The organism is Sporomusa intestinalis (assembly GCF_055383785.1).
Map to the genome: position 1 here is coordinate 354,606 of NZ_AP042390.1, position 18,400 is coordinate 373,005.

Annotated in this window: 20 protein-coding genes; 17 read left to right on the forward strand and 3 right to left on the reverse strand. The window is 50.7% G+C overall.

Annotated features, from left to right (window positions below; genetic code table 11):
* Positions 1-34 precede the first annotated feature (34 nt).
* Positions 35-493, forward strand: a complete 459-nt coding sequence (locus tag ACZ481_RS01620; RefSeq protein ID WP_464765965.1) for a helix-turn-helix domain-containing protein — start codon at positions 35-37, stop codon at positions 491-493.
* Between the two features lie 14 nt (positions 494-507).
* Complete coding sequence (locus ACZ481_RS01625) at positions 508-1,164, forward strand: IS630 family transposase (protein WP_464770559.1); 657 nt, start codon at positions 508-510, stop codon at positions 1,162-1,164.
* A gap of 173 nt (positions 1,165-1,337) precedes the next feature.
* Here the strand turns inward: ACZ481_RS01625 and ACZ481_RS01630 are convergent, their stop codons facing one another.
* Together ACZ481_RS01630 and ACZ481_RS01635 are read right to left on the reverse strand one after the other, a co-directional pair.
* Positions 1,338-1,505 carry a hypothetical protein gene (locus tag ACZ481_RS01630; protein ID WP_464768461.1) on the reverse strand — a complete coding sequence of 56 codons (168 nt, stop codon included), beginning with the start codon at positions 1,503-1,505 and terminating at the stop codon, positions 1,338-1,340.
* Between the two features lie 242 nt (positions 1,506-1,747).
* Positions 1,748-2,029: a hypothetical protein gene (locus ACZ481_RS01635; protein WP_464768462.1), complete on the reverse strand. Its 282-nt coding sequence runs from the start codon at positions 2,027-2,029 to the stop codon at positions 1,748-1,750.
* Positions 2,030-2,534: 505 nt separating this feature from the next.
* Between ACZ481_RS01635 and ACZ481_RS01640 the strand changes: the two genes are divergently transcribed.
* From ACZ481_RS01640 to ACZ481_RS01650, 3 genes are all read left to right on the forward strand, one after another.
* Positions 2,535-3,191 carry a DUF3794 domain-containing protein gene (locus ACZ481_RS01640; RefSeq protein ID WP_464768463.1) on the forward strand — a complete coding sequence of 219 codons (657 nt, stop codon included), beginning with the start codon at positions 2,535-2,537 and terminating at the stop codon, positions 3,189-3,191.
* A 36-nt stretch (positions 3,192-3,227) separates the two neighbouring features.
* A complete protein-coding gene (locus ACZ481_RS01645; RefSeq protein ID WP_464768464.1) occupies positions 3,228-4,175 on the forward strand; it encodes an SPOCS domain-containing protein in 948 nt (315 codons plus the stop codon).
* A 128-nt stretch (positions 4,176-4,303) separates the two neighbouring features.
* Positions 4,304-5,107 carry a HipA family kinase gene (locus tag ACZ481_RS01650; protein ID WP_464768465.1) on the forward strand — a complete coding sequence of 268 codons (804 nt, stop codon included), beginning with the start codon at positions 4,304-4,306 and terminating at the stop codon, positions 5,105-5,107.
* Here ACZ481_RS01650 and ACZ481_RS01655 read toward each other — a convergent pair.
* Positions 5,069-5,554 (reverse strand): L,D-transpeptidase, encoded by a 486-nt coding sequence (locus tag ACZ481_RS01655; protein ID WP_464768466.1) that lies wholly within the window; start codon positions 5,552-5,554, stop codon positions 5,069-5,071. The two genes, ACZ481_RS01650 and ACZ481_RS01655, sit on opposite strands and share 39 nt — an antisense overlap.
* Before the next feature lie 145 nt (positions 5,555-5,699).
* On the opposite strand from ACZ481_RS01655, the gene ACZ481_RS01660 reads away from it, so the two are divergent.
* From ACZ481_RS01660 to ACZ481_RS01715, 12 genes are all read left to right on the forward strand, one after another.
* Complete coding sequence (locus ACZ481_RS01660; RefSeq protein ID WP_464768467.1) at positions 5,700-6,536, forward strand: cyanophycinase; 837 nt, start codon at positions 5,700-5,702, stop codon at positions 6,534-6,536.
* A 17-nt stretch (positions 6,537-6,553) separates the two neighbouring features.
* Positions 6,554-9,220, forward strand: coding sequence for a cyanophycin synthetase (gene cphA, locus ACZ481_RS01665; RefSeq protein ID WP_464768468.1), 2,667 nt, complete (start codon positions 6,554-6,556; stop codon positions 9,218-9,220).
* A gap of 94 nt (positions 9,221-9,314) precedes the next feature.
* Positions 9,315-9,791, forward strand: a complete 477-nt coding sequence (locus ACZ481_RS01670) for a chemotaxis protein CheW (protein ID WP_464768469.1) — start codon at positions 9,315-9,317, stop codon at positions 9,789-9,791.
* Positions 9,792-9,801: 10 nt separating this feature from the next.
* Positions 9,802-10,662 carry a 4-(cytidine 5'-diphospho)-2-C-methyl-D-erythritol kinase gene (ispE, locus tag ACZ481_RS01675; protein WP_464768470.1) on the forward strand — a complete coding sequence of 287 codons (861 nt, stop codon included), beginning with the start codon at positions 9,802-9,804 and terminating at the stop codon, positions 10,660-10,662.
* Positions 10,663-10,664: 2 nt separating this feature from the next.
* The gene (locus ACZ481_RS01680; RefSeq protein ID WP_464768471.1) at positions 10,665-11,348 is read left to right on the forward strand and encodes a GntR family transcriptional regulator; all 684 of its coding nucleotides are present in this window, start codon (positions 10,665-10,667) and stop codon (positions 11,346-11,348) included.
* Positions 11,349-11,371: 23 nt separating this feature from the next.
* Positions 11,372-12,130, forward strand: a complete 759-nt coding sequence (locus tag ACZ481_RS01685; protein WP_464768472.1) for an NTP transferase domain-containing protein — start codon at positions 11,372-11,374, stop codon at positions 12,128-12,130.
* A gap of 135 nt (positions 12,131-12,265) precedes the next feature.
* A complete protein-coding gene (purR, locus tag ACZ481_RS01690) occupies positions 12,266-13,084 on the forward strand; it encodes a pur operon repressor (RefSeq protein ID WP_464768473.1) in 819 nt (272 codons plus the stop codon).
* A 55-nt stretch (positions 13,085-13,139) separates the two neighbouring features.
* Positions 13,140-14,360: a threonine ammonia-lyase gene (gene ilvA, locus ACZ481_RS01695; protein ID WP_464768474.1), complete on the forward strand. Its 1,221-nt coding sequence runs from the start codon at positions 13,140-13,142 to the stop codon at positions 14,358-14,360.
* A gap of 133 nt (positions 14,361-14,493) precedes the next feature.
* Positions 14,494-15,861, forward strand: coding sequence for a bifunctional UDP-N-acetylglucosamine diphosphorylase/glucosamine-1-phosphate N-acetyltransferase GlmU (gene glmU, locus ACZ481_RS01700; protein WP_464768475.1), 1,368 nt, complete (start codon positions 14,494-14,496; stop codon positions 15,859-15,861).
* Between the two features lie 5 nt (positions 15,862-15,866).
* The gene (locus tag ACZ481_RS01705; protein WP_464768476.1) at positions 15,867-16,814 is read left to right on the forward strand and encodes a ribose-phosphate diphosphokinase; all 948 of its coding nucleotides are present in this window, start codon (positions 15,867-15,869) and stop codon (positions 16,812-16,814) included.
* Positions 16,815-16,932: 118 nt separating this feature from the next.
* Positions 16,933-17,565, forward strand: coding sequence for a GNAT family N-acetyltransferase (locus ACZ481_RS01710; protein WP_464768477.1), 633 nt, complete (start codon positions 16,933-16,935; stop codon positions 17,563-17,565).
* 16 nt (positions 17,566-17,581) lie between these two features.
* Positions 17,582-18,400: a polysaccharide deacetylase family protein gene (locus tag ACZ481_RS01715; protein ID WP_464768478.1), complete on the forward strand. Its 819-nt coding sequence runs from the start codon at positions 17,582-17,584 to the stop codon at positions 18,398-18,400.

Consider the following 18,400-nt stretch of genomic DNA (forward strand, 5'->3'; position numbering starts at 1 on the left):
ATACCTTAGAGAGAAAAAAGATAGAGGTATAGAAATGAACAAGAAATATGTTGTACGGTTAAGCGAAAAAGAGAAAAAATTAGTCAACGAAATACTAAATAGTAAAAAGACAGCAGCAGGATATAAGAAACGAGCCAATGTACTGCTGCTGTTAGATGAAAGCGTAGGTAAGCCCGCTACCCAAGCGGAAATAGCTGCGCGATGCGGGGTGAGTGATGTAACGGTGTACCACACGGTTCGGGATTATTGCCAACATGGCATAGAATATGCCCTCCAGTATAAGAAGTCGCAAACTCCCCCAAGGGCCGCCATAGTGACGGGCGAAAAAGAAGCACGGATCATAGCGCTTGCCTGCGGAGAACCACCGAAAGGCTATTCACGCTGGACAGTCCGCTTGCTGACAGAAAAGATTATTGAGCTTTCCATAGTCCCTACAGCCAGCCGGGAAACCGTGAGACGGACGTTAAAAAAACTGAACTTAAGCCTCACCTGAAAAAGCAGTGGTGCATTCCACCCCAGTACAACGGTGAGTTTGTTGCGCGCATGGAAGATATTTTAGAGGTATATGCCTTGCCCTACGATGAGGAAATTCCGTTGATTTGCATGGATGAACAACCGTATCAGCTGTTGGGAGAAAAACGCAAACCGCTTTCCATGAGTCCTGGAAAAGCCCACAAAGAAGATTATGAATATACGCGAGAGGGCACCTGCTGCCTATTCATATTCACCGAACCGCTGGGGGGATGGCGACAGGTTCAGGCAACCCAACGCCGGACAAAAAAAGATTGGGCATTGCAAATTCAAGAACTTTTGGAAGTTCATTATCCTCAGGCAAAACGTATTCGTTTGGTCATGGATAACCTAAATACCCACTCGCTTTCTTCTCTTTATGAAACCTTCCCGCCAGAGGTTGCGTTAAAGCTGGCCAAGCGGCTTGAAATACATTACACTCCAAAGCATGGAAGCTGGCTCAATATTGCAGAAATAGAACTTAGTGCCATGACAAAACAGTGCTTGAATCGGAGAATTTCTGATATGGGGCAATTGCAGCTACAAATCGGAGCTTGGCAAAGCCGGCGCAACGCTTCTGCAAAGAATGTTTCATGGCACTTTACAACGGATAATGCGAGAGATAAACTGAAATGGTTGTATCCTAAATTCTAATTGTGTCAATGTACTAGTAACGTGACAACCCTAATCCTGTGGATACTGACGGGATATTTTCCGTAAGCCTGCGTTGTCGTCAATCGGCATACGTCCGGTATGCCTCATTCCTCCGCCTTGTCTTACGAAAAATCTCCTCGCCATTATCCTACAGTTTTAAGGTTGACACGCTACTAGCGTTTTGGGCCGGTTGCCGCTGCTTTAGCGGCAGGTATAGCAGTGGCGGCCTTTGGGTTTGTCAGACTGTCGGTGTCTTTGCCGCCATAAGGGCCCGGTTGTGCCTGGGGCTGGCCGAAGGGACCGTGTTGTGATTTCTCATTGTTATCATAAATTTTACCCATCCTTGCATCACCTCCGGTGATAGTGTTTCCTTAACTGATTGTTTCCCGTCTGGTAATTTTTTAATTGCTGGAGCTATATGCCGCCGGCAGGCACTGCGGAATTTCGGCCAGTCAATTAAAAACCCGCGCTCAAGCGCGGGTTTTTAAGCCTGATAGAAAGTCTGACATTCCCTGGTTAAGGGCAACAGCGGCTTTTGCTTTCGCTAAAGCCCGGCGCAAGCCGTGTTTTCCTGATCAAATCGTTACATGCATTTGGGACAGCCGCCGCGATGTTCATGATAGTCGAATTCATGGCCGCAGTATGGACACAGTTTATACAGGCGGTAAGTGGAGATTCTGTACAGCTTATAATAACATTTGTAGGTTTTTACGCATTCTTTTGTTGTCTGGCATTTCATTTTGGGGGTACAGCAGGACATATCCAGGTCCTGGCAGTCATCCATATCGCACTTGTCATATTTGTCAGTACAGCCGCATTTGTCGTCGTCGCATTTCCAGTGGGGGTATTTTTTATAACTCTTCATTAAAAATATAACCTCCTTATATTTGAGAAATGTGAGTCGTTTTACCTGTAAGGCAGAACAACATCCTGCTATATACTATGAAGAAGACCGGGAGAATGTTATGTTGATTTATGCATAACATTCTTTTTGTTAGGCGCCAGTGTCTTGTCCCTGTTATATTTTAGTTTTAGGGCGAGACAAAATGGCCAAGGGCAAGGAAGCACCGACGACGCATACGGGAAGGGGTCTGCTAGGAGGGGCTGACGCCGCCATTGGTCATTTTGGCCGTCATCAAACTAAAAAGATAATGTGGCCAAGACACTAGGCCACAGCCGTTTATTTACAGTGTGGATAAATACATTTATTTAGTACTGTTTTAGCAGCTTAGCTCATAGTAATAGGTAGGATGTGCCTGCGCTGATAGCTTCTGCTAGGGGTTGCTGTCCTTTGCCGTTTTTTAGTTTTTTGTCACATAAAAATTAGAGCAGGCATATATATAACTAGAATATAAAAGGGGGGAATCTGCATGAACGATAGAGCCATTAACAACTGCACTCTTGGTGCGGAAACGCAAACTATTATCGTGCGCCAAATAATCGGGGAAAAGGAAAAACAGAAAGCTCTGGATATTCACGTGGTTGTTCCGGAAAGGAAGCCTTCGATTGAACAAATTGTTGATGTATTTGTCAAAGAAGTAGAAGTTTGCAGTGTTGATGTTATTACTGATAAAGTCATAGTTCGCGGCGAATTCGAAATCAAGGCTATTTATGTGGCCTCCTTGCCTGATCAGCCTGTTCATGCTGTGGAAATCAAACATTATAAATGGACTCTTGATATTGATATCCCCGGTGCCCGCAGGGGGATGGATGCTGAGGCCAGCGTAATTGTTGAATTTGTTGATTATGATGTGGATGATCACCATCGCGCCTACAAGTATAAGAATTTCGAACCTATCGACTGCGACGACGATGATGACGATGACGACGATGATTGCCACGACCACGACCATGACCATGACTGCCATGATCACGATGACGGCTGCGGCGGACATCACCACCATCATCATCACCATAACTGCCGGGAATTTGATGTATCCGTTATCCTGAAAGTCACAGCTAAGGTTATGACTGACCGCGAAGTAAATATTGGTACCAGCAGCCTGCCAAGCAAACCAAAAGGCTAACAGCCAGAACAAAAGCCTTAATAAGGGGGGGAAACTATGGACGATGATAAAACAAGGGTAGTATCAGCCTCGACTGATACTTTATCGACAACGACAAAATCAGTTTCAGGCGTAACAACAGTGGAAAGTTCGGAACTGGTATGCGGCTGCCCTGAGCCGGGGCCGGAAACGATTGAGGTTGAGCAGGTCCTGGGGGCGGAGATGGCCCAGCGGGTTGTGGAACTTGACATGTTTGTTCCCGAACAAAAGCCGGACATCGAACAGGTAGTTGACGTATATGTGAAAGAACTGGAAATTACTAAAATTGATGTTATCAGAGATAAGGTCATTATTCGCGGCGAACTGGAAGTAAAGGTCATGTATGTGGCCGACCTGCCGAATCAGCCGGTCCATGCTTTTGAGAGACGGCATATTCGCTGGACGCGGGATATTGAAGTCGATGGTGCTGAGCCGGAAATGAAGGCAACGGCCGATGTCGTTGTTGAGTTTGTGGATTATGATTTTCACTGCCATCATGATAGGCGCAAAGTGCATGTTACGATTGTACTTAAAGTCTGGACCCGGGTGGTCACCACCACTGAGATGGATGTATACGCACTAAGTCCTATTGATGAAGTTGGCGTGCTCTCAAGCTCCGGATCAAGCGATAAAGCCAGTGCCAGCCAGTTTGACAATGAGACCGTATCGGCCTCCGAAACCGGTGGTGGCGATATCGAGGCTTTTGGCGAGCAGAATGTAGTTGTTACCGGCCCGATCACGCCTTCGGCCGGAACGCCGATAAGTGTCAGCGGCGCAGTAACCGTAAACGGCAATAATGTCAACATCCGCTCAGGACCAGGCACTAACTTCCCTGTAATTACTCAGGTTAACAGGGGTACAACATTAAATATAAGAGAGCAGGCTTTCGGTTGGTACAGAGTTATACTGTCTGATGGATCCACAAGTGGTTGGATTGCCAGCTGGCTGGTTAATGGCGCTCCTTGATCCGGAAGACTGATGATAACGACCCAGGGATGAAGAAAATCCCTGGGTATTGTTTTAATAAGATAAGCGGAAAATCCCGGCAGCTGCCGCTGCCGGGATTTTGGAATATAAGGAGAGGAGCTGGCTGGATGTATCGGGCGATAGAATATCTGGGGCCGGTAGGGCTGGGGGCAACATCCCCCCAATTATTCCGGGCTGAAACCGACCACTGTGAGAAGAAGATTTGTGTTGTCAAACTATCCGCAAATCGTCTCGGGGCTAAGGTATTGGTAAATGAATTATTGGCAGTCCGGTTTGGGCAGTGGCTTAATCTTTGTTTTCCACCAGGGGGGCCTATCGAAATCTCTTCCGAGGTAATTGGCAGCAGCAGGCGGCTGACGGCTGCCGGGGTACTGCCGGGCTGGCATTTTGGCTGCGAGTACCTAAAAGGAGCCGGTTATGTAACCAAATATAACCTTCACCGGGCTGTAAACAAGGAGCAAATGGCCGGTGTCATGCTTTTTGATCATTTGTTTCATAATCCTGACCGCACTAAAAATCGCAAAAATCTGCTGATCAGGCGAGAAAATACCGGTTATAAGCTATATGCCATCGATAACTCCCATTTATTTCGCCGGGGAAAATGGACAACAGATATGCTTAGGGAGCTTTCTGACAATATAACTTTGAATCACCGGCGGTCTTATGGGGTCTTGCTTAAATACTATCTGAAGCCAACACACTTTTTTAAATATGTTCAGGCAGTTAAGGACATTCCTGCCGAAAAGTTCAGTGAGCTGATTGACTCTATGCCTGAGGCGTGGCTGCCTGATCCCGGCGAACGCCAGGCTTTACTGGAGTTCCTGGTGACCCGGTGCGGCAAGGTCGACTGGGTAATGCGCCAGCTGACAGCTTTAATCCCTGATATACACCGGCGTACCAATATTCACTAAGGTAAACAGCTCTTCCACATGGTTATTATGCATGCGGATACAGCCGTTTGACACCATTTTGCCGATCAGCCAGGGAGCACTGGTGCCATGTACGCCGTACGCATCATAATTAAGTCCCATCCAGCGGGTTCCTAAAATTCCCCCGGGGTTGATAATTTTAGTGGCAATCGCATAATTGCCGATCGGAGTGGGGGTTGACGGCTTGCCAATAGCAACCGGATATTGCCGCATGGGGCTATTGCCGTCAAACAGGGTTAATTGCCGCTGGGACTTGACAAGCAGGATATTGGCCCTGCCCAGAACCTTGCTGGCCCTGTCAATACGCGGTGCCAGTGTTATCTCGCTGACTTCAGCAGGCTGACTCTGGCAATAGGTGATATAGCGCTCATCTTCCGCGAGCTTGATAGTTTTTAATGATTCCGGGAGATATATAATTCTTACCTTCATCGCTGGTATAACCTCCGTTTCCCGATTTCTCTGCTTCATTATATTCAGAATACCGATATTTGGTCAGTGCAATTTAGAGTATAAAGATCTGGTATTTTTGGTAAAAATAGGAGTAAAGGCATAAAACAGGAGATATTCTGACAAAATGAATGAAAAAGAAGCAGGGATGGAACGCGAAACACCGGGCAGTTTACTTATTATCGGCGGCCATGAAGATAAAACAGGCGAGTGTGTTGTTTTGCGCAAGTTTGTGGACATGGCCGGCGGACGGGACAGCCTTATTGTAATTATCGCCACAGCTACCGATGAGCCCCGTGCTGTTGGCAGCGAATATAAAGAACTGTTTACTCTAATGGGCGCTTCATCCGTGTACGTGCTGGCCGTTGCCGGCAGGGATACAGCGAACCAAACCCAGCAGGCTGATATTATCAAAAATGCCACTGGCATATTTTTCACCGGCGGTGACCAACTGCGGCTAACAAGTATTTTAGGCGGATCGGCAGTTGACGCCGCCATTCGTGCTGCCTTCCGGCAGGGGGCTGTCATTGCCGGCACAAGTGCCGGTGCTGCCGTCATGAGCGAAACCATGATTGTAGGTGGCCATTCCAATGACTCCCCGAAGAAATCATCGCTCAGTATGGCTCAGGGCATGGGCTTTTTGCGTGAGGCAGTTGTCGATCAGCATTTTGCCCAGCGGGGCCGGATCAACCGGTTGTTGTCCGCGGTGGCCCAGAATCCTCATGTCATGGGAATTGGGATTGACGAGGATACGGCACTTATTGTCGGCCCGGACCGGGTGTGCCAGGTAGTCGGCTCGCAGACGGTAACGATTATTGACGGTAAAAATATAATCTACTCCAATATATCAGAGTCTAATCAGAATCAGCCTCTGGTTATATCCAATGTTTTACTGCATATATTGCCGGCAGGCTATGGTTTTGACTTAAACCTGCGTTTGCCGCTTCAGCTTAATCTAAACTAGGTTAGGGAGGATTAATCATGAAATTAATATATTCACGCTTTATTGGCGGGCCCAATGTATATAGCTACCGGCCTGTAATCAAAGCCCTGCTTGATATTGGCGCCTATGAGGATACCGCCAGCAATGCTATTGCCGGCTTTGTGGCGCGTTTGCTGGCCTTACTGCCCGGGCTGAATCAGCACTCCTGCTCGCGCGGATACCCTGGCGGTTTTGCCGAACGCCTGCGGGAAGGAACCTATGTAGCCCATATTTTTGAACATGTTGCCCTGGAACTGCAAACACTGGCCGGTCAGGAATACATGTCAGCCTTTGGCAAGACCAGGGGGGCCGGCCGGCCAGGCTTTTATCAGATTGTTATTGGCTGTAAATCAGGCCCTGTCGGGCTGGCGGCGATTGAAGGCGCCTACCGCCTGCTTGCCGCTGTGCTGGAGAACCGGGAATGTAGTGTCCCGGAACTGGTAGCGGGACTGAAACGGATTGGCGATGAAGCTAAGCTGGGACCCAGTACCGAGGCAATTTACGCCGCGGCCAGGCGCCGCGGTATTCCCATATTACGCCCTGATTATGATAATAATTTTCTCATCATGGGCTATGGCAGCAGGCAGGAGCGGGTATGGGCCACGGTTACAGGCCGGACAAGCTCAGTCGCTGTTGATTTAGTTGGCGATAAATATTTCACCAATAAACTGTTGCGCCAGAATGCCGTCCCTGTACCCGGCGGGCAGGTTGTTGACGGCTGCGCTGAAGCCCTGCGGGCCTTTGCGGCTATGGGCGGGCCTGTTGTTGTTAAACCGGCCGGGGGGAACCATGGAAAAGGGGTAACGCTTAATATTCGGAGTGAAGCTGAGGTTGAGCAGGCTGTTCAGTTGGCTGTGCAGTTTGATGAGCGGCTTCTGGTCGAAGAGTATATAGAAGGCCGTCAGTACCGGCTGTGCCTGGTTAACGGCCGGCTTGTCGCAGGCGCGGAAAGGATACCTGCCCATGTAGTTGGCGACGGGATCCATACCATTGCCGAACTGACGGAGATTGTGAATCTGGACCCGGCGCGCGGCTCAGGCCATAGCCGGGCTTTAACCCGGCTGGAACTGGACGCCGCGGCCAGAACCACTTTGGCCCGGCAGAAGCTGTCGCCGGAGTCGGTACCCCCGGCGGGCCAGTATGTTTTTATCCGGGATAATGCCAACTTAAGCGCCGGCGCCACCGCTGCCGACGTGACAGAGGTAATCCATCCGGATACAGTCCGGCTGGTGGAGCGGGCTGTCCGGCTGGTCGGCCTGGATGTAGCCGGTGTTGATCTGGTAATACCTGACATTACCTTGCCATTAACTCCTGGCAATGGCGCCATTATTGAGATTAATGCCGCACCCGGCTTGCGGATGCATTTGTATCCGAGTACAGGAACCGCACTGGATGTTGGGGCCGCTATTGTCGACTATTTGTTTCCCGCCGGCAGTGATGGCCGGATTCCGATTATCGCGATTACCGGTACAAACGGCAAAACAACAGTGACCAGGCTGATTTCTCATATTTTCCGCCTCGCTGGCCATAAAACCGGCATGACTACGTCTGACGGCATTTATGTGAACCACGAATGTATCGCCCACGGTGATACCACCGGGCCGGTAAGTGCCGCTATGGTATTGGCCGATCCCACGGTTGAGGTTGCCGTGCTTGAAGTGGCGCGGGGGGGCATCATCCGTGGCGGACTGGGTTATGATGCTGCCGATGTTGGGGTTATCACCAATATTACGGAAGACCACATTGGCCAGGACGGGATTGAGGATCTGGATGATTTAGCCCATATTAAATCGCTGGTTATTGAAACCGTCCGTCCCGAGGGCGCGGTACTGCTTAATGCCGACGATCTCCGGATCGTGACCCTGAAATCGCGGGTAAAGGCGGAAATCGTTTATTTCAGTGCAAAACCCGATAACATCGTCGTCAGGCGCCACCTAGGTGAAGGCGGCAGGGCCTGTTTTATTAAAAACGGGGTGATTTATCTTGCTAAGGGACAGAATGAACAGCCTGTCATTACTGTCACAGACATCCCGCTGACCTTGCAGGGGTATGCAGGACATAATGTTCAGAATGCGGTAATTGCCACGGCTGCTTGCTGGTGCCAGGGCCTTCACCCGCTGGAAATATGCCAGGGACTTGTCAGTTTCTGCGAAAACCCGGGACGGCTTATGCTGATGGATATCGGCAACTTTCGGGTTTGCGTTGACTATGCCCACAATCCGGCCGGCTGCCAGGCCTTAGTGAGTACACTGCGGCGCCTCCGGCCCAAGCGGCTTGTTGGTGTTATTGCGGCCCCCGGCGACCGGCGCGATGATATCATCGTGCGTCTTGGCCGGGAAGCAGGGCAGGGCTTTGACAGGCTATATATCAAGGAAGATGCCGACCGGCGCGGGCGGCAGCCGGGCGAGACGGCGGCACTGCTTATTCAGGGCGCGCTGGAGGCCGGTTTTGCTGCGGAAGGGATCACAACCATTCTTGATGAGCGTGAAGCGGTAATGGCGGCTCTGGGGCAGGCAGAACAGGGAGATCTGGTTGCTGTCTTTTACGAGCAGTACGGGTTGGTTATGGAAACCATAACCGGTTTTTATAAAACCGATGCCGCCTGCCACGGTGTTAAGACAGAAGTGCAGGAACTGGTCGTCGCCGGCGTACGGGTAGAAGGATAAGAAAAAAATTTTGTAGGGAAAATTGGCAGTTGCAGGCAAATACATGAGCAGGTAGAATATAATACTGTAAGATTGTATGTGGAGGTGTTCCGGGATGGAAACAAGTAGTCTAATTGTTGATCAGGAACTGCAACTGGTGGTTTTTCGTCTGGCTAGAGAAGAATACGGCTTGCCGATTACCAAAGTGCAGGAGATAAATCGCCTGGTTCCCATAACTAAACTGCCGCAGACGCCGGACTTTATGGAAGGAATTATAAATTTACGGGGACGGATTATTCCCGTGATTGACTTAAGAAAACGTTTTCAGCTAGAAATTTCCAACTATAATGATGACAGCCGGATTATTATCGTCGAGGTGGATGGGCAGACTGTAGGTATAATTGTTGATTCTGTGACTGAAGTGGTCCGTTTGGCGGCAGTAAGTGTAGAACCCCCGCCTCCGACCTTTATTCTTGACGCCAAATATATTCAAGGCGTAGGCAAGCTTGACGATCGGTTGCTTATCCTGCTGGAAATTGACCGGATTCTGACTTCGCAGGAAACAATAACCTTAAAGCAGTTAAGTGCCTAAGGTGTCTGGCATGCTGACGCTTAAAGCCTATGCAAAAATTAATCTGGCCCTTGACGTGCTCTCGAAACGGCCTGATGGCTATCACGAAGTGGCAATGATCATGCAGTCGGTCAGTCTGGCCGATACGATTGTGTTAACGGAACAGCCGGCAGGCATTGCTCTTAGTGTTACTATTCCGGGTTTACCGGCAGATGGCAGCAACCTGGCTTATCGGGCCGCCGCTCTGATGGTAGAATATGCCAAACCCGGCAAGGGAGTACATATTCACCTGGAGAAGCAAATCCCGCTGGCGGCAGGTTTGGCCGGCGGCAGCGCCGATGCCGCCGCAGTGCTCAGGGGACTTAATCAGCTGTGGCAGCTTAACCTTAGCCTGGACGAGCTTAGCAACCTGGCGGCCCAGCTGGGATCAGACGTGCCTTTTTGCCTGTATAACGGTACAATGCTGGCAACCGGCCGGGGCGAGCTGCTAAAGCCGTTGCCGCCAATGCCTGACTGTTATGTCATATTAGCTAAACCGGCTGTGGCGGTAGCAACCGCCTGGGTATATGGCCGGTTTAGGGCCAGTGAGATCAGAGTCCGGCCTGATATTCAGGCAATGTGTAAAAATCTTGCGCAGGGCAACCTTACCGGTGTGGCCGGGGGGTTGGCCAATGTCCTTGAAAGTGTAACAATCCCGGAGTATCCCCAAATTGCCGAAATAAAAAATGCTATGCTGGCTTACGGGGCCCTGGCGGCATTAATGTCAGGCAGCGGACCTACTGTATTCGGTCTTGCCGGCTGCCGGCGCCAGGCGGAAAACATTGCCGCCCGGTTACAGGCGCAGGGGGTACCCGAAATATTTGTGGCAAAAACAGTATCAAAGGTGGAATGATTGTGGAGAGGCGATTGGTACCGATAAAATTAGACAGCTATAAGCCGCTGCGGGAAGTTGTGGCGGAGACGCTCAGGGAAGCGATTGTGAACGGTATGTTGAAGCCCGGTGAGCGTCTCATGGAGATTCAACTGGCTGAAGAACTGGGCGTCAGCCGGACACCGGTCCGGGAAGCGATTAGAAAGCTGGAACTGGAAGGGTTTGTGGTGATGATTCCCCGCCGGGGAACCTATGTGGCTGATCTGTCAATCAAAGATATCAATGAGGTATTTGAAATCCGGACAGCCCTTGATGTGCTGGCCGCCGGGCTTGCCGTCGAACGCATTACCGAGGACGAGCTTGAGCAGCTCGAGCGTCTGCTGGTCGAAATTGGCGAGTTGATTGAAGAGGACGATGCCGACAAAATCGTGGAATCTGACAGCCAGTTCCATGATATTTTATACAGGGCCAGCCGGAATGACCGTTTAGTGGGGATTATCAATAATCTCAGGGAACAGTTTACCCGTTTCCGCTCCATCTCGATTCAATATCCGGGACGGATGCAAAAATCAGTAGAGGAGCACCGGCGCCTGGTAGAAGCGATTGCCAGCCGGGATACCGACCTGGCGCAGCAACTGGCCCGCGAACATATGGAAAATTCAGAGCAGACACTGCTCCAGGACCTGAACGAACGCCGTCAGACTTAATTTCTTGAAGGGGTGTACTTACCATGTATGATGCTATAATCCTGGCTGGTGGCGAAAACAATGAGCACCTGAACCGCTATACATCCCAGCCTTATGAGGCGATGATTGATATTGCCGGCAAGCCAATGGTTGAACTTGTGGCCAGTGCTCTGGCGGCCAGTGCCCAGGTATCCCGCATCTTTATTGCCGGTCCGGTGTCTGAGCTGGCTAAATGCTCCTTTCCGGACAAAGCAGTCATTGTGGCCGGTGGCCGGACAATCATGGAAACCATCAGCTTAGGGATGAAGGCATTAGGACATGAAAACCTGACCCTGGTAGTGACGGCCGATATTCCGCTGCTAACGCCGACGGCAGTCGAGGATTTTCTGTCACAGTGCGCCGGTATCCAGGCCGATTTATATTATCCGATTGTTACCCGCCGGGATCATGAATACCGTTTTCCAGGGAATAAGCGCACGTTTGTGCGCCTGCAGGAAGGGACTTTTACAGGGGGGAACATTTTTTTGGTAGACCCGAAAATCGTGCCCCAGTGTATGACGGTGGCGGAAAGAATTATTGCTAATCGCAAGAACCCCTTTAAATTGTGTTGTTTGTTAGGGTGGACCTTTGTTGTCCAGTTCCTTTTTGGCAGGCTTAAGCTTAAGGAAGTGGAGAGAAGAGTGAGCGATATTTTAGGGATTAAGGGGGCGGTTATTCAGTCCCAGTATGCTGAACTTGGCATTGATGTGGATAAACCCAGCGACTTGGAGTTAGTACGCAGTTGTTTTATACAAAGTCTTTGATAAGACGCGGATAATCCGCGTTTTTTGTTTTTTTTTGCTGCCGGGCAGGAATTGCCGTATCTATAGAGAATGTGAATAAAAAAATATATTTAGGAGAAAATATTCGGTATTTCCCTGATTGTGGAGGAAGTAAGAATGGATAAAGTACGGAAAATGGAACGGGTAGCTGCATTAACCAAGCTGATTGCCGACCGGCCCCGGCATTTGTTTTCACTCAGTCAGTTCAGCGAGCTGTTTGGTGCCGCCAAATCAACAATTTGTGAAGATATCAACACGATTAAGGAAACCTTGGGGCATTTTGGGCTGGGAACCATTGAGACAGTCGCGGGGGCAGCCGGCGGCATACGGTTTATTCCTGCCGTATCGCCCCGGGAAACCGACAGGCTGCTGAAGGACCTGGCGCAGCGGCTGGCTGAACCTGACCGGATTATCCCCGGCGGTTTTTTGTATATGTCGGATCTGCTGTTTACCCCGCACCTAATGGTCAAGGTGGGCGAGATATTTATGGAACGGCTGGCCCATTTATCGCCTGATTATATTTTGACAGTTGAGACCAAGGGGATTCCGCTGGCCTTTATGACCGCGCGGGCCTTTGACTTGCCGCTGATTACTGTGCGGCGCGGCAGCAAAGTAACTGAGGGCTCGGCGGTTAGCATCAACTATGTAACCGGATCGTATAAACGCATTCAATCCATGTCACTGCCTAAACGGGCCCTGCCGGCCGGCGCCAAAGTGCTGATTATCGATGATTTTATGAAGGCAGGCGGCACCGCCCGCGGCATGGTGGATCTGGCCCAGGAGGTAGGGGCTAGAGTGTGTGGCATTGGTGTGCTTGTGGCAACAGCCGAGCCTGAACCGAAATTAGTGGAAGACTATCTGGCGTTGCTTATTTTACATGATGTACATGAACATACTAAAGTAACAGATATCAGGCCGGTGCTTACAACCGGCTGATGTGATCTTGCGGGCTGTTAGCGTAAGCCCACTATCCTTAAAAGGGGGCAGACAGGTGTTTGGTACTAGGACCGGTGTAACACTGTCAGACATTGAGCAAGCCAGGGAGGCGCTGGCCGGCGTTATTCATCATACGCCTCTTGACCGCAGCAATACTTTTAGTGCTTTGGCCAGCAGTGAAGTGTATTTAAAATTAGAAAACCTGCAAAAAACCGGGTCTTTCAAAATCCGGGGCGCCTACAACAAGATTATGAGTTTAACCCCGGAGGAAAAACAGCGCGGGGTTATTGCTGCTTCGGCCGGCAACCATGCCCAGGGCGTCGCTTATGGGGCCAGGGCAGCCGGGATTAAAGCCACAATTGTCATGCCGGAGATTGCGCCTTTGGCTAAAATCACGGCTACACGGGGCTATGGGGCAGAGGTTGTCCTGGCTGGCGGCGTTTATGATGAAGCCTATGCCAAAGCGATCGAACTTCAGGCTGAAACAGGACAGACCTTTATCCATGCCTTTAACGATTATGCGGTGATTGCCGGGCAGGGGACAATTGGCCTGGAGATATTAGCGGATCTGGAAGATGTCGATGCCATTGTTGTGCCTATTGGCGGTGGCGGCCTGATTGCCGGTATTGCTGTCGCCGTGAAAGAACTGGCGCCGCATGTAAAGGTATACGGTGTGCAGGCTCAGGGGGCGCCGGCCATGTATATGTCCAAAAAGGCCCATGCCATTAAAACCACCAGGGACGCGGAAACCTTTGCCGACGGCATTGCCGTTAAAATTCCCGGGGATTTGACCTTTGCACTGATCGAAAGATATGTGGACGATATTGTTGTCATTGATGATGAAGCCATTGCCAGTACCATTCTGATGCTGTTAGAGCGGGCCAAACTGATGGTGGAAGGGGCCGGAGCCATTAGTCTGGCTGCTGTTTTACACGACAAAATTCCGGCTAAGGGCAAGCTTGTCAGTGTAATTTCCGGTGGTAATGTTGATGTTAATTTTATATCCCGGATTATTGAACGCGGTCTGGTGAAGGCCGGCCGGCGCGTGCGGCTCCAGACTGTTGTCGTAGACCGGCCGGGCAGTCTGCAGCGGCTGCTGGCTGTCATTGCCCGGCTCCAGGCCAATGTTCTCTATGTTTCCCACGACCGGGTTGAGCGGCATGTGCCTTTGGGGCAGGCTGTCGTTGAGATTGGGCTGGAGACAAGGGATGTTCTTCATACTGAGCATATTATGGCCTCCCTCCGTCAAGAGCAATATAAGGTAGAGATTATTTAAGCAGCGGCTGAGGCAAAAGCTGGTTTATTTGCATACCTTAGAGGAATATGAAATTTTGTGTCGAAGGGATATTACTTGTTCCAAATTGAGCAATCCTGATCGCGTCACAACCATCAGGAATGGAGGTATATCGATGTCGGATTTGATGACCATCATCCTTGCAGCCGGTAAAGGCACGCGTATGAAGTCGGCTTTGCCCAAGGTGCTGCATCAGGTTGGTGGCAAATCGATGGTTCAGCAGGTGCTTGATGCAGCCAAGTACGCCGGAGCCGTTAAGAATGTTGTTGTCATTGGTTTTGGGGCGCAAAGCGTGGCGGACGCGCTGGCCGGGCAGGCAGAATTTGCCGTACAGACAGAACAGCTTGGCACCGGCCATGCTGTGATGCAGGCCCGGCGGCACCTGGAGGGTTTTGGCGGCACCGTAATGGTGTTATGCGGTGATACGCCGCTGTTGACCGGAGAACTCCTGCAAAAGCTGTATAACGAGCATTGCCGTGCTCAGGCTGTGGCGACTGTGCTTACCGCAGTTATGCCTGATCCGGCCGGATATGGCCGGGTTATTCGCAACCCGGCGGGCCAGGTTGTCAAAATTGTTGAACATAAAGACGCTACTCCGGTGGAACTGGCAGTAAACGAGGTGAATACCGGGATCTATTGCTTCGAAGCCAAAGATCTGCTTAGCGCGCTTGATGGCCTGACCTGCAATAATGCTCAGGGTGAGTACTATCTTACCGATGTTATCGCAATTTTAAACAGCCAGCAGCATCAGCTATGGGCAGTGGCGGCCCCTGATTATCATGAAACTTTGGGCATAAACTCGCGGGTGCAGCTGGCTGAGGCCGAAGGCTTAATCAGGCGCCGCCAGTTGGAATTGCTCATGAATAATGGCGTTACCATTATGGACCCGGGCAGCACCTTTATTGACGCTCAGGTTGAGATCGGGCCTGACAGTATTATTTATCCTTTTACCTGGATAGAAGGCAATAGTAGAATCGGCGCTAACGCGGCGGTGGGTCCTAACAGCCGGATTGTGAACACGATTATCGGTGATCGCTCCACCCTTCATTTTACTTATGCCCATGACTGTGTAATTGGTGAAGATGTAACTGTAGGGCCTTATGTCCATTTACGGCCGAATACGCAGATAAAAAACGGCGTCAAAATCGGTAATTTTGTGGAAGTAAAAAATACCGTGGTTGGTGAGAAGAGTAAAATCCCGCATCTTAGTTATATCGGCGACACCGATATGGGGGCTGGTGTAAATATTGGTTCAGGCACGATTACCGTTAATTATGATGGCAAACATAAACACCGCACTACGATCGAAGATGAGGCTTTCATTGGCTGCAATACCAATCTGGTGGCACCTGTTACTGTCGGCCGCGGCTCTTATATAGCGGCAGGTTCAACAATTACCAAGAACGTTCCCCCCGGTTCCTTGGGAGTAGCGCGCTCACGCCAGAGTAATCTTGAGGGCTGGGCGGAAAAACAGCGGAGGTAAGAAAAGTGGAAGATACGAAACGGTTACGAATATTCAGCGGGAACGCCAATCCGGCGTTAGCCCAGGAAATTGCAGCCTATCTTGGTTTGGCCGTAGGCGATGCCTTTGTCGGCAGGTTTAATAATGGTGAGATTCAGGTTATGATTGACGAAAGCGTGCGCGGCACCGATGTCTTTATTGTTCAGCCCACAAGCTATCCGGTTAACGATAATATGATGGAAATGTTAATTATGATTGATGCTGTAAAACGGGCGTCAGCCAAAAACATTACTGCCGTTATTCCTTATTATGCTTATGCCCGCCAGGACAGAAAAACCCGCGGCCGGGAACCTATTTCAGCCAAGCTGATGGCTAATCTTTTAACGGTAGCAGGGGCTACCCGGGTCGTTACCATGGATCTTCATGCCGGCCAGATTCAGGGTTTTTTTGATATTCCTGTGGATAACCTGCCAGGTGTGCCTACCCTGGCTGAATATATTATGTCCTTGCAATTGGAAGACCTTGTCGTTGTATCGCCTGATCTTGGCGGTGTTTCGCGGGCCCGGCTGTTTGCCGACCGCATGCATGCGCCGATTGCCATTATCGAAAAGCGCCGGCCTGCTCCGGGCGTAGCTGAGGTAATGAACCTGATTGGCAATGTTGAGGGCAAAACAGCTGTTATTGTCGATGATATTGTTGATACAGCCGGCTCGCTGACAGAAGGGGCCAATGCCCTGGCGCGGATGGGGGCCAAAGCGGTGTACGCCTGCTGTACTCACGCCGTGTTGAGCGACCCGGCGGCAGAGCGGATACAAAAGTCGAATATTACCGAACTTATTGTTACTAATACTATTCCTATGACGCAAGCAAAAGCCAGTTCTAAGATTAAAGTATTGTCGGTTGCCCCGCTCCTGGGCGAGGCGATTATCCGGATCTTCGGTGAACTTTCTGTTAGCAAGCTGTTTGATGATTAATTAGGCGGCAAAAACTTGAGCATATTAGCGTAAAGAGAGTTTCGTTTGGGGAATAAGATATAACGGAGGTCATTTGCATAGGGCGCGACTACTCGCGCCCTATTCGTAAATAAGGACTATGGATAATTATGCGATTACCCGGGCCGGGGCGGCAGACATTCCCGCTATTGCCAGCCTGTTTACGGAAAGTTTTATGGATAGTGTTCTTCACCATTGCGGCGGGCGTCTGCCCAAACCCCAGGCGATGGAGGATGTATTCACTCTGGTGTATACGGCCGAGCCGGAAGCTGCCCTGATTGCCAAAACGCGGTCAGGGGAGCTTATCGGCTACTGCTTTGCGCCAGTCAGATTAAACCGGCTCTGGCTGCAGGCCATTACCGGCGGCCATCTTGCCAGATGGGCCTGGCGCTGGCTAAGGGGTAAGTATGGTTTTGGCCTCCAGCCTGTCAAAATAATTCTTTTAAACAAGCTCGCATTTTTACGCTCGGCGTCTACACCCGGGAAAACGGCCAATGCCCGGATCTTATCCATTGCTGTTGCTCCGGCCGCCCGCGGTTCGGGGGTGGCCAGCGCGCTGATGGCTGAAGCCCACAGGTATTTCCGGGAGCAGCGGGTAACGCGGGTACGGCTGGAAGTCCGGCCGGATAACCGGCCGGCTGTCCGGGTATATGAGAAGCTGGGCTATTATCCCGGCGGCACTACCTATGACTCGCAGGGACCCTGGTTGATCATGTTCAAAGATTTTTTGTAAGCGGGGTAAAAGACCAATGTTTGACATGCAAGTCCGGCTTATCAGCATGCTGGGGCTATTGACAATAATCGTTATTATCGGTTTGGTTCTGGACTATTTCCGCATACTGCGCCGGCCGGTCCGGGTGGGGCTGGGAATTGCAATCCTTGGAATTACGGCCGGGTTTGTGCTTACTCTCAACGCCGTGCTGCCGGAGAACCGTTTTTACGGTCCCGTATTTTCCGGGATCCAGACTAGTGAAAAACTGGTGGCCCTTACCTTTGATGACGGGCCATGCCCGCCGTATACCGGTCAAATTCTTGATATTCTGCGGGAACGGCAAATTCCGGCCACCTTCTTTGTTCTGGGGCACAATGTGGCCAAGTATCCTGATTTAACCAGGCGTATTGTCGCCGAGGGGCATCAACTGGGCAACCACACCTATAGTCATGTTGATCTGCTCAAGTTGAACCGGCAGGGTGTTGTTGAGGAGATTGAAAAGACCAACCAGGCAATTGCCGCTGCCGTAGGCTACGTGCCGCACGTTATGCGTCCGCCCCATGGTTTTAGAGATGCAATGGTTATGAATATTATGGCTGAGCACCAGCTGAAAGTCGTGGAATGGTCTGTTGCCAGCCGCGACTGGCTTAATCCGGGGACTGCGGTTATAGTGGACAGGACGCTGCGCAAAGTGAAAAACGGGTCCATCATCCTGCTGCATGATGGTGACGGCATAGCCGGCAGGTTGCCTCGCACCCAGACAGTAGAGGCTACCAGACTGATTATTGACGAACTGCTGGCCCAGGGGTACAGGTTTGTTACTGTTGATGAAATTCTTGAGAGTATGGAGGAGTAG

Bases quoted from the DNA above. Each gene is read 5' to 3' on its own strand.
- purR (WP_464768473.1), top strand. From the start codon at position 12,266: ATGGATAAAGTACGGAAAATGGAACGGGTAGCTGCATTAACCAAGCTG.
- ACZ481_RS01660 (WP_464768467.1), top strand. From the start codon at position 5,700: ATGAATGAAAAAGAAGCAGGGATGGAACGCGAAACACCGGGCAGTTTA.
- ACZ481_RS01635 (WP_464768462.1), bottom strand. From the start codon at position 2,029: ATGAAGAGTTATAAAAAATACCCCCACTGGAAATGCGACGACGACAAA.
- ispE (WP_464768470.1), top strand. From the start codon at position 9,802: ATGCTGACGCTTAAAGCCTATGCAAAAATTAATCTGGCCCTTGACGTG.
- ACZ481_RS01715 (WP_464768478.1), top strand. From the start codon at position 17,582: ATGTTTGACATGCAAGTCCGGCTTATCAGCATGCTGGGGCTATTGACA.
- cphA (WP_464768468.1), top strand. From the start codon at position 6,554: ATGAAATTAATATATTCACGCTTTATTGGCGGGCCCAATGTATATAGC.
- ACZ481_RS01670 (WP_464768469.1), top strand. From the start codon at position 9,315: ATGGAAACAAGTAGTCTAATTGTTGATCAGGAACTGCAACTGGTGGTT.
- ACZ481_RS01645 (WP_464768464.1), top strand. From the start codon at position 3,228: ATGGACGATGATAAAACAAGGGTAGTATCAGCCTCGACTGATACTTTA.
- ACZ481_RS01620 (WP_464765965.1), top strand. From the start codon at position 35: ATGAACAAGAAATATGTTGTACGGTTAAGCGAAAAAGAGAAAAAATTA.
- ACZ481_RS01640 (WP_464768463.1), top strand. From the start codon at position 2,535: ATGAACGATAGAGCCATTAACAACTGCACTCTTGGTGCGGAAACGCAA.
- ACZ481_RS01710 (WP_464768477.1), top strand. From the start codon at position 16,933: ATGGATAATTATGCGATTACCCGGGCCGGGGCGGCAGACATTCCCGCT.
- ACZ481_RS01650 (WP_464768465.1), top strand. From the start codon at position 4,304: ATGTATCGGGCGATAGAATATCTGGGGCCGGTAGGGCTGGGGGCAACA.
- ACZ481_RS01655 (WP_464768466.1), bottom strand. From the start codon at position 5,554: ATGAAGGTAAGAATTATATATCTCCCGGAATCATTAAAAACTATCAAG.
- ACZ481_RS01630 (WP_464768461.1), bottom strand. From the start codon at position 1,505: ATGGGTAAAATTTATGATAACAATGAGAAATCACAACACGGTCCCTTC.
- ACZ481_RS01685 (WP_464768472.1), top strand. From the start codon at position 11,372: ATGTATGATGCTATAATCCTGGCTGGTGGCGAAAACAATGAGCACCTG.
- glmU (WP_464768475.1), top strand. From the start codon at position 14,494: ATGTCGGATTTGATGACCATCATCCTTGCAGCCGGTAAAGGCACGCGT.